Raw genomic sequence first — 12,206 nt, 5'->3', positions numbered from 1 at the left:
GTAACACTCGTCTCGCTTAAGGGCACGGCTTCAGCCGTGCCGTAACTGTCGCAGTTGCTTCCGGGCTTTAGCCCCTGAGGTACTCATAATGAAGTCAATCCTCATCGCGCTCCTTCTATCAGGTACTGTTGCCGTCACCCACGCTCAACGCCCAACGAAGATGTCCGCCGAAGAAGCAAGCAGATTTGCGATGGCCGCAATAAGTTCAAAGGCCAAGCAAATGCCCGGCTTCCAACTTCTCGCAGACAAAAGTGCAGACAAGGGACTTTATGTTTTCAATGCAATCTGGGAGGGACTTCCAGGCGGAAGCGTGGAGATTGGCTTCTACGCTGTCGATCCCATTACCGGCACAGTTTGGGACGCAGTAATGGAGTGTGATGAACTCAGCACACCCAAGCTACGTGCATTACAACGAACACGTCGGAAGCAATCCGGCTATTCCAAGGCTCAGTTGCATAAATTACAAGTGACCGGTCCGCAGTGCTCAGCAAACTAGAAAGAGTTTGAACCTAAATGTCCAACGAACCGACAAAAATGTGGTCAGGCCGCTTCCGCGAGCCCCTCAACTCAGCCTTCGAAGACTGGCAGCGCTCCTTCCCCTTCGACTGGCGACTCCTGCCCCAGGAGGTAGCCGCATCGAAGGCACACGCCCGAGCCATTGCAGCCGCAGGCATCCTCACCGAGGCCGAACTAACGAAGATGCTCGAAGGCCTCGATGCAGTTGTGACGAGCAATCCCCTGCACGCCGAGACCATCCTCGCCAAAGCCACCAACGCCGAAGACATCCACCACTTCGTCGAACTAGAACTCACCAAACACATCGGCAACCTCGCCCTGAAGCTCCACACCGGCCGCAGCCGCAACGAGCAGATTGCTACCGACATGCGTCTCTTCGTCCGCGACGCCATCGATAACACGGTCGCTGGCCTTCGCGCCTGGCACGAAGCCCTCACCACGCTCGCGACTGAAGCAGGCGACAGCGTGATCCCTTCGTACACCCATCTTCAGCGTGCCGAACCCGTGCTCGTCGCGCACTGGCTGCTCGCCTACGCCAGCATGATCGAGCGCGACATCTCCCGCCTCACCGACGCGCGCGCCCGCATGAACTATTGCCCGCTTGGCTCGGGAGCAGTCGCCGGCGCGACCCTCGCCCTCGACCGTACCATCGCAGCTCGTGAGCTCAAGTTTACCGCGCCCACGCCCAACAGCATGGATGCAACCTCCGACCGCGACTTCGCCCTCGACTTCACCCAGGCCATTGCCACGCTCGGCATTCACATATCCCGATTCGCCGAAGAACTTACTCTGTATTCAACGGCCGAGTTTGGCTTCCTCGATCTCCCCGAAGCCTTCTCCACCGGCTCCTCTGCCATGCCGCAGAAGAAGAACCCCGACCTGACCGAACTCATCCGCGGCAAGTCCGGCCGCCTGCTCGGCGCGGCCACGACGCTGGCCACGCTCATCAAGGGCCTGCCGCTCGCTTACAACAAAGACCTGCAAGAGGGCCAGGAGCCGGTCTTCGATTCCGCGGACACCATCGCTGGAATCCTCTCCGTCCTTCCTGCCTTCACCCGCGCTCTGAAGTTCAACTTCGACCGAATGAAGACCGCCGCCACCACCGGCTACCTCAACGCCATGGCCGCCGCAACCTATCTCTCAAATAAAGGCGTGCCCTTCCGTAAGGCACACGAGATCATCGGCAACGCCGTCCGCCTCGGCATCGAAACCAAGCGCGAACTCGACGACATCACGCTCCCCGAGCTACAACAACTGTCACCCGCCTTCGCCGAAGACTTCTTTGCCGCAATCACGCTGGAAGCTACACTGGATTGTCACGACGTTATCGGCGGAACCGCGCGCCCTCGCGTCGCCGAAGCCCTGGTCGCATCTAAAAAGAAGGTGTCCACACGCGAGACCGAAAGCGAGAAGTAAGCAAAGAAATGTCCGTACTCTCTACACTCGTCGGAGCGATCAGCGACTCCACCTCGACCGACTCATCGCGTCCCCGCGTCGGCGGCGCGATCGTGCGCCAGGCCAAGCTCCAGGACGCCGTCCACATCTTCGAGCTCGTCAACTCGCTCTCGCACGACGGCACCCTCCTCCGCCGCAACTACGCCGAGATCTGCGAAAACGTCCGCGACTTCCACATCGCCGAGTCAGAAGCTGGCGTCTTCCTCGGCTGCGGTGCGCTGCATCTCTACGGCCCGCACCTCGCAGAGGTCCGCAGCATCGTCGTCAAACCCGAAGCCAAGGGCCAAGGCGCAGGCGGCCGCATCCTGAAGGCGCTGCTCGCCGAAGCCGAGGAGCAAGGCGTCGTCTGCGTCAGCCTCTTCACGCGCATCCCGGACTTCTTCTTCCACTTCGGCTTCCGCACCGCCGACCGCACCGCTCTGCCCGACAAGATCTACAAAGACTGCCAGGCCTGCCCGCGCCTCTACGCCTGCGACGAAGTCGCCATGGTTCGCGGCCCGCTACCAAGGATGGCCGTGCTGGGCCCCAGCCGCCTACCGCAGCCAGAGCTAGTCAAGCTCCAGACCGGTGTCATTCCCCACAACTAACCGATTTACCCCTCACAACTCTGCCGCGGTTAAGCTAACATCACCTCGTTGTGCAAGCCCGATCATCCGAGGAGCAACGCTTGCCCCGAATAAAACCGCTAATCCTTCTGTCTGTAATTCTAGCCACTTCCCCTGCTGTCTTCGCACAGTCCCCCGCAAGCCCCACACAACCGCCAGCCGCATCCACACCGGAGCTCTCACCCGCAGCCGCCTATCGCGAAGCCATGCGGCCCGTCGAGATTACCCGCGCAGCCGTCGCCAACTGGTCCGACACCGAGCAGTCGTCTCTGGGAGTCGCCATCAAGCAGGCGTCCGTCGCCTGTGCAGCGCGCGCTACGACCGACTTCACAGGCTCCGCGCTCGTCGATCTCAGCCGGCTCTGCGCTCTGGGCTTCACCTGGCCCGCAACCGTCGCAGCCGCCAATCGCTACATCCACGAGGACGTTACACCCAAGCCCCGGCTCGCCGAAGCCTATGCCTTGCTCATCAACGCCGAGCTACAGCTCAAAGATGAGCACAGCGCGCTCACCGACGCCCTGGCTCTGCTCACCGCCGTTCCATATACCTCTGTCGTCGCCGACGCGACCAACCAGGCCATCGGCTACATGCACCTGCTATATACCGTCGACGCGGTCACGCTCGCCGCGAAGCGGCAACCTCTGTTGCTCGCTGCTCTTCATCCCGCATCGCCCGATGTACAAGCCACTCCGGACGCACCTCCCTCGACCGCAGATCTCTACAAGCAAGCCCTCGTGCTCGCTGAACTGCAACAGCTACAAGCAGAGCCGGCTGCTGCACAAGAGACCGTCGCCGCGATCGAATCTGCGCTGCCGTCCGCTATCGCGAACGATGATCTGATTGCGATCAACCGCATGAGAGATCGCTATGCGCTCCTCGGCAAGCCACTCCCCGCCATCGCGCCACTAGCCTCGCTCGCGACTCTCCCGCGCGCGCCGAAGCTACCACCCCACCACACGGTTACCGTCCTGCTTCTCTTCCCCGACTGGTGCGCGCAATGTATTCGCATCGCCAAACAGATGCCCGCAGGCATATTCGCGGTCAACCAGCACGACGCCTACATCTATGGCCTGCTCGCTCAGACCGTCCCACCACAGGAGATGCCCAAGTTATCTACCAAGGACACATCGGCCCAGAAAGAATCGTTCAATCCCGCCTACGCAGCAGCCTCTCTACGCGGAACACCGACGTTCACCGTGCCGCCGGCACTGCTCGACACCTTCAACGCGACCGACCTTCCCCTGCTGATCGTCACCGACAGCCATGGCATAGTCCGCCTCTTCGACATCGCCAACGAGTCTGCCTTACAACCCGGGGACACGGTCGACTCCGCTGTCGCTCTTATCGGGGCAAACTGGTCATCAACACCGAAGTAGTTCTTCTCAAAAGACCCATAATGCCCGGGTGCCCATCCATGCGACTTCATCGCATGGTGGGACGTAAAATTCTCACCAGGCAAAGTAAAACTCATCCCGCTCCACCAACCCCACATTCGTTCCAAACAACCCACTCAACCTCTCCGCAGTCAGCAACTCCGTCTTGGCCCCGTCCGCCACAATCCGTCCCTCTCGCATCATCAACACTCGGTCGATCTCCGGCAGAATATCCGCAATATGGTGCGTGATCAGCATGATCCCCGTCCCGTCCTGCGCCAGCCCTCGCAGCAGATCCCGTAAGTCTTTCTGCGCCGAAAGATCCAGGGCATTCGAAGGCTCATCGAGCAGCAGCATATCCGCCGACCCTACCAGCGCCCGCCCAATCATCACCCGACGCTGCTGCCCTGCCGACATCTCCCCGACAACCTTGTCCGTCAACTCCACCGAATCAATCCGCTTCAAAACCTCGGCGGCTCTATCCCTCATCTCCGAAGTCACCTTCAAGTTCGGCCACAAAGTCGAGCTGGAAAAGAATCCTGTTAATACTGCGTCAAACCCGGTGATCCCAAGCGTCGGCCGTCCCGGCAACTCCGCCGAGACGACTCCCAGCTTCTTCTTCAACTCCGTAAGATCCCACCGTTCACGCCCGAAGATACTTACCTTCATCCCGGGCTTCACCAGCGGGTAGCACTCACAAGTGATCGTCTTGATCAGAGTCGACTTGCCACACCCATTCGGCCCCAGGATCGCAATATGCTCTCCCTTCTTCACGGACAGGTTCACGTCATGAAGAACGACGTTCTCCCCACGCGCTACATTCACATTCTCCAGCGATAAAAAAGTCTCTGCGTCTAATGGTCCCATCACAAAAGGATAGCGGGTATAACAGCGTCGCTCCGGACGCATCATAATTCCTTATGAGCATCGAAGGCCCAACCATCCTGCCCCCGAACGATCGCGACAAACTCACCGCCTACGCGCTCCTGCGGATCACTCTCGGAACCAACATAGCAATGCACGGCGTGAGTCGCGTCATCGCTGGCCCCGCCGTCTTCAGCGCAAAGCTCACCACTCAGTTCGCCGCGTCGCCCCTGCCACAGCCGATAGTCCACACGTTCGGGCAAGGCCTCCCTTGGCTCGAAGGCCTCTTCGGCTTTCTTTTGCTCGTCGGCCTTCGCACCCGTGCCGCCCTCATCGGCGGAGCGCTCCTGATGCTCGTCCTCACCTTCGGCTCATCGCTCGTTCAGGACTGGCAAGCCGCCTCGATACAGCTCACGTACTCCGCAGTCTACGCAGCGCTACTCTTCCTTCTGCGCTTCAACGGTTGGTCCATCGACGCCCTGCTCGACCGCAAAAAATAGCCCGCGATCTACCGCATGTTTCGCAGCACCGACCCCACAACCCCGCCGATGACACCATCCTCGACGCCCTCCGCCCGGCGCTGTGCCGGCATGTACTCCATTAACTGATGAGCCAGTCTTGAGATCGGCAGCGTCTGCAGCCAAACTCTCCCTGGTCCTGTCAGCGCCGCAAGGAAGATACCATCGCCACCAAAGATCATGTTCTTCAGCCCGGGAATCCGTGTAATTTGAAAGTTCACGCTCGATTGAAACGCGCCCACATGACCCGGATGCACACGGAGCGTCTCGCCCGGCCGAAGGTCCTTGATCACCACCTCGCCTGATAGCTCCAACCACGCCATCCCATTGCCGCTCACCTTCTGCAGCAGGAAGCCATCCCCGCCAAAGATCCCCGCCCCAAGCGACTGCTGAAACCCTACACCAAGCTCGATCTGAGCCGTCGCGCACAGGAAGCCATGCCGATGGATCAGGTACTCCACGCCATTGCCGACCTGCACCGGAACAATATGCCCCGGAACCCGCGCCGCAAACGCCACCTCGCCGGGAGCGCCAATGGCGCGGTACTCCGTCATGAACAACGACCCTCCGCCGGCCATCCTCTTGATCGCGCCAAAGAAGCCACCCCCGCCACCCATCTGCGTGTGCGTCGTCATCTGGATCGTCTGCGTCATCCAAGATAGCTCCCCCGCCTCCGAGATGATCGCATCGTTCGCTCCCAGCGCGAACTCCAGTACCGGCATAGTCGTCCCAACAACCCGATGTTCCATCGCTTCTCCTCGAATGCAACGAGAGAAGTATATAGCCCTTGCTATCATCTCCGTATCCGTAATCGTCAGTGCTAGCCCGAGGTCCCTTGGCCCTAATTCTGCCCGTCGCCGTTGCAGCCGTTCTTTACTTTACTTTCCGTCTCCGCGGCGACAGCTCACGTATCGCTCTTCTCCGCGCTGCGATCTTTTCTGTAACGACTTTGGTTACAATCTCTGAGCTTCTGAGCATTCCTTATCTGCTCACCGGGCCGGCGCTTTCAGTGGCGTGGCTGATCACACTCGCCGGGGCAACTTTCTTTCTCCTCCGTACAAAAAAGTTGCGCCCCTCTGTGCCTGCGGGTGAGCATCGTCCGGCAGTGCATTTACCTCCTGACCTCGGCGGCTTGGACATCGTGTTGGCAGCGATTGCATGCGCCATCCTCGCCATCATCGGAGTTGTCGCCATCGTCGTCCCGCCCAATAGCTGGGACGTCATGGAACACCACATGCCCCGCGTACTCTTCTGGGTCAGTAATCACACGCTCCGGCCCTTTCCCACGCCGGACTACACCCAGATCGTGCTCGGCAATGCCGCCGAAATAATCACTCTCAACTCCTATCTCCTCTCCGGCTCCGATCGCTTCGCCAACCTGGTCGAGTTCTTCTCGCTTGCCGGATCGGCCATCGCCGTCACGCTCATCGCCAGCCGCTTTGGAGCACGGCGCACCGGCCAACTCCTCGCCGCACTCTTCGTGCTTACGATCCCGGAGTTACTCCTTGAATCCTCGGGCTCTATGACCACTGGCGTCGTCACGTTCTTTACTGTTACCGCCTGCTGCTTCCTGCTTAGGGCCGGAGCGGAGCCAAACCTCCTGGACCTCGTCACTGCTGCGCTCGCCTGCGGTCTCTCATGCCTCACCAAGGGCATAACCTTCGTCTACCTGCCTATTCTGCTCATCGGCTGCATCGCCTTCCGTCCGTCGCCTGTTCGCATGTGGGCGCTCAAGCGACTGCCTCTCTTCATCGCTCTTCTACTCGCAATCAACGCAGGCCAATTCGTTCGTGCCTACCAGATCACTGGCACCCCCTTCGATGCTCCGTTCCCAGATGGAGGTCCCCGCCTGGCTTTCGGCAACGGCCACATCATCCCCGCAAGCATCGCCGCTAACACCCTTCGCCAGATCACGCTGCAGATGGGCACGCCATCCGCGAAGTTGAACACTGTCGTCGAGTCCGCAGCCCGCAAAACCATCCGCATTCTCGGCCAAAATCCCGACGATCCCAGCGCCCTGTGGTCGAATCTCCCTTATGAAGTTGATCGCCCCTCACGCCTCGAGACCCAGGCCGGAAACCCTGTCCACTTTGCAATTATCCTTGCGTGCTTCGCCGCGCTTATCTTCTTGCGGCTCAACGTGAAAGACCAGCGTGCCCGCTATTACACCCTCAGCATCATCATCGCGTTCATCGCGTACTCAGCGGTCATCCGCTGGCAGCCCTGGGGCAGTCGCTTCCACATGCCGCTCTTCGCCATGGCGGCAGTCCTCGTCGGCTGCGTCGCGGAACGCCTTCTGCCTCGCCCATGGCAGGTCCTCGGGTTCTCCGCCTTCTTACTCTTCATCGCGGGGCCCTATCTACTATCCAACTCCACCCGGTCCCTCCTCCACACTAAGGGCTTCCCCACAATCTTCGAGCCACGAGCTTTGCTGTACTTCGCTGACCAACACGCCGCCTCGGCACCTGCACAGATCGCGATGGCCGACGCCATCAAGGCGCATGGTTGCGGCCACATAGCCATCGATGCCTACCTCCCCATGCCTGAACCGCAGATCGGTATGAGCCCGCACTCCTTCTATGTCTATCCTTTTCTTGCGCAACTTCGCATCGACGGTCGCTCGCGTTTCGTCCGCTACATCGACATCCAGAACCCCACCCAGGCCTTCGCCTCAACGACGTCGACCCCAGCGCCCTGTGCCATCGTCTGTCTAAGTTGCCGCCAGTCGAACGGAGGCAAGTCCGACACGAGCATGGGTGAAACCCAGGTCTTCGGCGACGACGAACTGGTCTTCCCCAAATGACCTCTATGAACTCTTTCCCGCGCTGACTCGGATCAGCACCTCAAGAATCCGCACAGCCGCCTTCATCGAGGCTCTGAAGTTTCCCGATACCTTCGACTCGCCACCAATCCTCTTCCGGTAGTCCACCGGAATCTCGACGATGCGCAGCCCGCGCTTAGCCGCCTTGATCTGCATCTCGAGATTCCACCCATATGTGAGCTCAGACATTTGTAACTCTTCGAGTGACAATCTCCGAATCGCCCGAAACGGTCCCATGTCCGTGTACTTCACTCCAAGAAACACCCGCAGCAGTAGCCCTACGAACCGCCCCGCAAACACCTGCGAAGCCAGCATCGATCCGGGCTCTCGAACGCCCCGCAGTCGCGATCCAATCACAAAGTCCGCCTCGCCACGATCAATAGGAGCAAGCAACTCAGGCAGTCCGGCGATCACATCCGACCCATCCCCATCCATGTAAACCAGAATCTCCGAATCCTGCAGAGCCGCATTCGATCCAGCCAGGCAAGCCGCGCCATATCCTCGCGCCGACTTCACCACCCGCGCCCCCGCCGCCCGCGCAATCTCCGCAGTCCCATCCGTCGATCCGTTGTCGACGACGATGCACTCCGCGATTAAATTCCACGGCATCTCGGCGACGACATGGCCGATCGATTCAGCCTCGTTCAGCGCGGGAATAATCACTGTAACGTTCAGGGTTACAAACTCCACCTAAGCCCGCAGTTCGAACAAGCCGGAGGCGGCGCACTCGTCAGCAGCCCCTCGCGAAACCGCTGATACTCCGCGCCGTTCCAGATCTCACGAAGCGTCTCCTGAGTAGCATCGCCTAGCGTAAAACTCCCATATCCCTTCATCGAAAACGGCGCAATACAGCACGGCAGCACGCGCCCATTCGCGGTGATGTACATCAACGACCACGGCCTCCGGCACAGACTCCACGGATTATCGGTCCGCGCCATCCGTATCGATTCACCCGGATCGACCGCACCCGAAGCCGAGAACATCACTCCCAACTCCTTCGCCACATCTTCAGCCTCGCGAATCAACGCCTCTTCGCCCTCGCTCGTATGCTCAAACAGCGCCGACTCCGCCCTTGCCAGCGAGTTCTCATTCGCCTCGCCGCTCTCAAAGAACACCAGCCGCTGCAGATACACCTCGGTCACACCGACATCATGTGCGAGCCTTACAAAGTTCGGCAACTGGTCCACCGTCTCACGAAGCCCAGTAAGCCACAGCGACACGCGCGGCTTTGGAGCATGTAACTCTCGCTGCAGACGGGTGAAGTTCCTTACGTTCTCGACGATCTTCGCGAAGAAATCCTTCCCTCGCACCATCTGGTAGACCTCTGACTCCGCCGCATCGAGCGAGACCCGCAGTTCATCCAGCCCCGCGTCAATCAGCGCCCGCCCATTCGCATCATTTAGCAGCGTCCCATTCGTGTTGAACAGCACATAGATGTTCCGCGCCTTCAGATACGCGACCCTCTGCGCAATATCCTTCACTAGCATCGGCTCGCCGATCCCATGCAGGACTACTCGCGCAATGTTGGGATACTGATCGATCAGCGAAGTAAACATCTCCCATGGCATGTCCGCCTCAGGCTCAAGCTGCTCATAAGTTCTCGGACAAGTCACGCACAGCAGATTGCAGCGGTTTGTCGTCTCCAGATAAAGACATACTGGCTCATGGTTCGCCACGGGAAGCAGCTGCTCCTCCGGCTTCTGGAAGTATCGCCGCATCGCGTTCTTCTCTTCCTCGGCGCGCTGCGCTTCCGGTGAAAGCCGATCGTCTTCAACTAGGTTATTAGGCGGAAGTATAGGAAGCAGTGTGCTCATAGGGTCTCTCTCGCAGGGTCAGCCTGAATCAGATAATGGCGATGGACCGGCCACTTGCGCATCACTGCCTCGATGATCGCGGCACCCAGTACCATGGCGTACAGATATTTATTGGCCAGGAACATCTTCGGCCCCGGCTCCGCAAGTTCCGTCGTGTACAGATAAAAAAATGCACTTACGTAGGTCAATACCGTCAGACTCGGCACCAGCGCAAGCAACGGCACCAGCCAAACAATGTACCAGGGATAGTGAGGTGAGAACAGGAGCATCAGCGCGAACGCCAGCGCAAACGCCGGCCCTAGAAACGCGCTGCCGTCCGAGTCCCGGGCCACCTTCAACGCCCAAACCGTCAAGGCTCCAAACACCACCACGCAGAATCCCATAAAGAAAGAAGCAGGCAACCGATGCAGGCCCGGCACCTCCTGCGTCAGTTGTAGCAAGAAGTATCTCGCCCCCGACTGCATCCCTTCCTCTTCCACGTAGCCGCCGAGAAAACCGAACACCAGCTTCCCCACAGACGAATACGCCGCATACCCTGCCACAATCAAACCAAACACCGTGGCAGGCATCGTCCAATCCCATCCGAAGATCGGGTGCCCCGCATCTCGCCTTTGAGATTTGGAATCTTTCTTCATCATCAATGCTGGCATCAGCACCAGCGGATACATCTTTGTCATCACCGCAAGCCCGAGAAACAACCCCGTCAACACTGGCTTCCGTCGATACCGAAACAATAGCGCAAGCGCGATGAAAGCCATTGCCACCGCATCCAGATGCCCCGAGTCCCCAATCTCCCATACAAGAATCGGGCACCACGCATAGATCAGTGTCTGCTCGCGTCGCACTCCCATCTCGCGCAGCAGCGCCATCAGCGCCCACAGCGTCAGTCCTTCGAACAGCACCATCGCCGTCTTCATAAACGTCATCGTCGGGCTGATGAACGTAATCAGGTAGAACAGAAACTGCGCCGCCGGCGGATAGATCGTATGCGCATAGTCCCGCCGGTTCATGTTGTCGAACAGGTCCTGATTTGGCGCGCACAAAAACGCCAACGCCTTATCCCCCGGCACATAGCGATAAGGATTGATGTGCGCGTGCTGCACCACTCCATCCCACGCATACCTATAAACATCGGACGACATCGCCGGATCGTCATAGAGCGTCACCAGTCTGCAAGCGACCGCGACCGCAAGAATGATCGGAAACGTAAACCGGTCCACCTCGCTCATCAGGATGATCACGATGGCCGCTATGTACAGCACAACCGAGTACCCCGAAACACCGGAGTGCCCAATCGTAAAGTGGTCGTTCTCACTCACCAGTTGCCGCGCCAGCGCCAGCATCCCGGCACCAATCAGCAACAATGCTGCATTCGTCTGCCACGCTCTGCTCGCGTGCCACGATAAGGTCTTCGTCATACCGTCGCAGTCTCGCGCATCGCCACCAGAAACTCCTTCGTATGCGGAGCTTCATACCCCGACACCCCTACGAAATCAGGCATCCTGCCGCCGACGAGTTCTCCACACAGCACCTCGAGCGTCGCGGCATCATCCACGTCATACCAAAGCGGGAGCATCACCACTTCAAGCCCCGCAACGTGCGCCCGTTCTGCTGTCTCTTCGCAGACGCTGGCGGTGCTCCAAGTAATATCTTCAAACACCGCGGCATGAGCCTTCTTCAATCCGATCAAGTAGTACCCGCCATCCTGCGATGGACCCAACACAATGCGATCGCCCTCTCGCGCAAGTTCCCACACAGCTTGTTCAAACGCAGTCTTCGGAACCGTAGGAGAATCGGAATCGATCAAACAAACACTCCTATACCCGCAAGCCAGGATGTCCTCCGCCGCAGCCAGCAGTCTCTCGCCAAACTTGTCCCCACGCTGCGCAATCAACCTGAAGCTCTCGGGCAGCAATCCATCAAACGCCGCCTCATCGCCCACCGGCGTATAGCAGACCATACCGTCCGCTCCCGCAACCTTCGCCAGCCCTTCAGCCGTGTCCTTCAGGAAGCAGATATTCAGCGCCGCCGACTGCTCCAGTGTCAACGGCGGAGCGAGCCGCGTCTTCACCTTCCCCGCCCGCGGAGCCTTTGCCATAATCGCCATAGCGCAACGCGACGCCCGTCCCGCTACGCCATCGCCCGGCTTCAAAATCTCATACTGCATCGTTCATTCCTCTACCCAAACCCTGTTATCGCAAGAGGCGAAGTCGAAGGACCTGCTTTCACTCGGGCAGCTT

General features: G+C 59.4%; 12 protein-coding genes. 6 read left to right on the top strand and 6 right to left on the bottom strand.

Annotated features, from left to right (window positions below):
- Positions 1-88: 88 nt before the first annotated feature.
- From HDF16_RS12055 to HDF16_RS12040, 4 genes are all read left to right on the top strand, one after another.
- Positions 89-496 carry a hypothetical protein gene (locus HDF16_RS12055; protein ID WP_184216887.1) on the top strand — a complete coding sequence of 136 codons (408 nt, stop codon included), beginning with the start codon at positions 89-91 and terminating at the stop codon, positions 494-496.
- 17 nt (positions 497-513) lie between these two features.
- Positions 514-1,932, top strand: coding sequence for an argininosuccinate lyase (argH, locus tag HDF16_RS12050; protein ID WP_184216885.1), 1,419 nt, complete (start codon positions 514-516; stop codon positions 1,930-1,932).
- An 8-nt stretch (positions 1,933-1,940) separates the two neighbouring features.
- On the top strand, positions 1,941-2,558 hold the full coding sequence (locus HDF16_RS12045) for a GNAT family N-acetyltransferase (protein ID WP_184216883.1): 618 nt from the start codon (positions 1,941-1,943) through the stop codon (positions 2,556-2,558).
- Between the two features lie 80 nt (positions 2,559-2,638).
- On the top strand, positions 2,639-3,952 hold the full coding sequence (locus HDF16_RS12040; protein WP_184216881.1) for a hypothetical protein: 1,314 nt from the start codon (positions 2,639-2,641) through the stop codon (positions 3,950-3,952).
- A 72-nt stretch (positions 3,953-4,024) separates the two neighbouring features.
- Here the strand turns inward: HDF16_RS12040 and HDF16_RS12035 are convergent, their stop codons facing one another.
- Entirely contained in the window at positions 4,025-4,816 is a 792-nt protein-coding gene (locus HDF16_RS12035; protein WP_184216879.1) for an ABC transporter ATP-binding protein, read from the bottom strand.
- A 53-nt stretch (positions 4,817-4,869) separates the two neighbouring features.
- Here HDF16_RS12035 and HDF16_RS12030 point away from each other — a divergent pair, with 53 nt between their 5' ends.
- Positions 4,870-5,313 carry a MauE/DoxX family redox-associated membrane protein gene (locus HDF16_RS12030; protein WP_184216877.1) on the top strand — a complete coding sequence of 148 codons (444 nt, stop codon included), beginning with the start codon at positions 4,870-4,872 and terminating at the stop codon, positions 5,311-5,313.
- 8 nt (positions 5,314-5,321) lie between these two features.
- Here the strand turns inward: HDF16_RS12030 and HDF16_RS12025 are convergent, their stop codons facing one another.
- On the bottom strand, positions 5,322-6,080 hold the full coding sequence (locus tag HDF16_RS12025) for an AIM24 family protein (RefSeq protein WP_184216875.1): 759 nt from the start codon (positions 6,078-6,080) through the stop codon (positions 5,322-5,324).
- Between the two features lie 86 nt (positions 6,081-6,166).
- Here HDF16_RS12025 and HDF16_RS12020 point away from each other — a divergent pair, with 86 nt between their 5' ends.
- On the top strand, positions 6,167-8,134 hold the full coding sequence (locus tag HDF16_RS12020; RefSeq protein ID WP_184216873.1) for an ArnT family glycosyltransferase: 1,968 nt from the start codon (positions 6,167-6,169) through the stop codon (positions 8,132-8,134).
- A 3-nt stretch (positions 8,135-8,137) separates the two neighbouring features.
- Here HDF16_RS12020 and HDF16_RS12015 read toward each other — a convergent pair whose 3' ends face one another.
- The 4 genes from HDF16_RS12015 to HDF16_RS12000 are packed head-to-tail and all read right to left on the bottom strand — an operon-like array spanning position 8,138 to position 12,133.
- On the bottom strand, positions 8,138-8,842 hold the full coding sequence (locus HDF16_RS12015) for a glycosyltransferase family 2 protein (RefSeq protein ID WP_348641309.1): 705 nt from the start codon (positions 8,840-8,842) through the stop codon (positions 8,138-8,140).
- Positions 8,830-9,966: a radical SAM protein gene (locus tag HDF16_RS12010; RefSeq protein ID WP_184216871.1), complete on the bottom strand. Its 1,137-nt coding sequence runs from the start codon at positions 9,964-9,966 to the stop codon at positions 8,830-8,832. The genes HDF16_RS12015 and HDF16_RS12010 overlap by 13 nt, the downstream gene beginning before the upstream one ends.
- On the bottom strand, positions 9,963-11,384 hold the full coding sequence (locus HDF16_RS12005; protein ID WP_184216869.1) for a glycosyltransferase family 87 protein: 1,422 nt from the start codon (positions 11,382-11,384) through the stop codon (positions 9,963-9,965). Before HDF16_RS12005 ends, HDF16_RS12010 begins: the two co-directional genes overlap by 4 nt.
- Positions 11,381-12,133 carry a TIGR04282 family arsenosugar biosynthesis glycosyltransferase gene (locus HDF16_RS12000; protein WP_184216868.1) on the bottom strand — a complete coding sequence of 251 codons (753 nt, stop codon included), beginning with the start codon at positions 12,131-12,133 and terminating at the stop codon, positions 11,381-11,383. Before HDF16_RS12000 ends, HDF16_RS12005 begins: the two co-directional genes overlap by 4 nt.
- Between the last annotated feature and the right edge of the window lie 73 nt (positions 12,134-12,206).

Origin of the sequence: Granulicella aggregans (genome assembly GCF_014203275.1) — a bacterium.
Taxonomy (GTDB): Bacteria; Acidobacteriota; Terriglobia; order Terriglobales; family Acidobacteriaceae; genus Edaphobacter.
Note: the sequence above shows the minus strand (reverse complement) of the source record. Positions and strands in the feature narration are given on the sequence as shown.

What these genes read in the sequence shown, in the direction of transcription:
- HDF16_RS12055 (WP_184216887.1), top strand. Translation starts at nt 89, where the DNA reads ATGAAGTCAATCCTCATCGCGCTCCTTCTATCAGGTACTGTTGCCGTC.
- argH (WP_184216885.1), top strand. Translation starts at nt 514, where the DNA reads ATGTCCAACGAACCGACAAAAATGTGGTCAGGCCGCTTCCGCGAGCCC.
- HDF16_RS12030 (WP_184216877.1), top strand. Translation starts at nt 4,870, where the DNA reads ATGAGCATCGAAGGCCCAACCATCCTGCCCCCGAACGATCGCGACAAA.
- HDF16_RS12005 (WP_184216869.1), bottom strand. Translation starts at nt 11,384, where the DNA reads ATGACGAAGACCTTATCGTGGCACGCGAGCAGAGCGTGGCAGACGAAT.
- HDF16_RS12000 (WP_184216868.1), bottom strand. Translation starts at nt 12,133, where the DNA reads ATGCAGTATGAGATTTTGAAGCCGGGCGATGGCGTAGCGGGACGGGCG.
- HDF16_RS12035 (WP_184216879.1), bottom strand. Translation starts at nt 4,816, where the DNA reads ATGGGACCATTAGACGCAGAGACTTTTTTATCGCTGGAGAATGTGAAT.
- HDF16_RS12025 (WP_184216875.1), bottom strand. Translation starts at nt 6,080, where the DNA reads ATGGAACATCGGGTTGTTGGGACGACTATGCCGGTACTGGAGTTCGCG.
- HDF16_RS12045 (WP_184216883.1), top strand. Translation starts at nt 1,941, where the DNA reads ATGTCCGTACTCTCTACACTCGTCGGAGCGATCAGCGACTCCACCTCG.
- HDF16_RS12010 (WP_184216871.1), bottom strand. Translation starts at nt 9,966, where the DNA reads ATGAGCACACTGCTTCCTATACTTCCGCCTAATAACCTAGTTGAAGAC.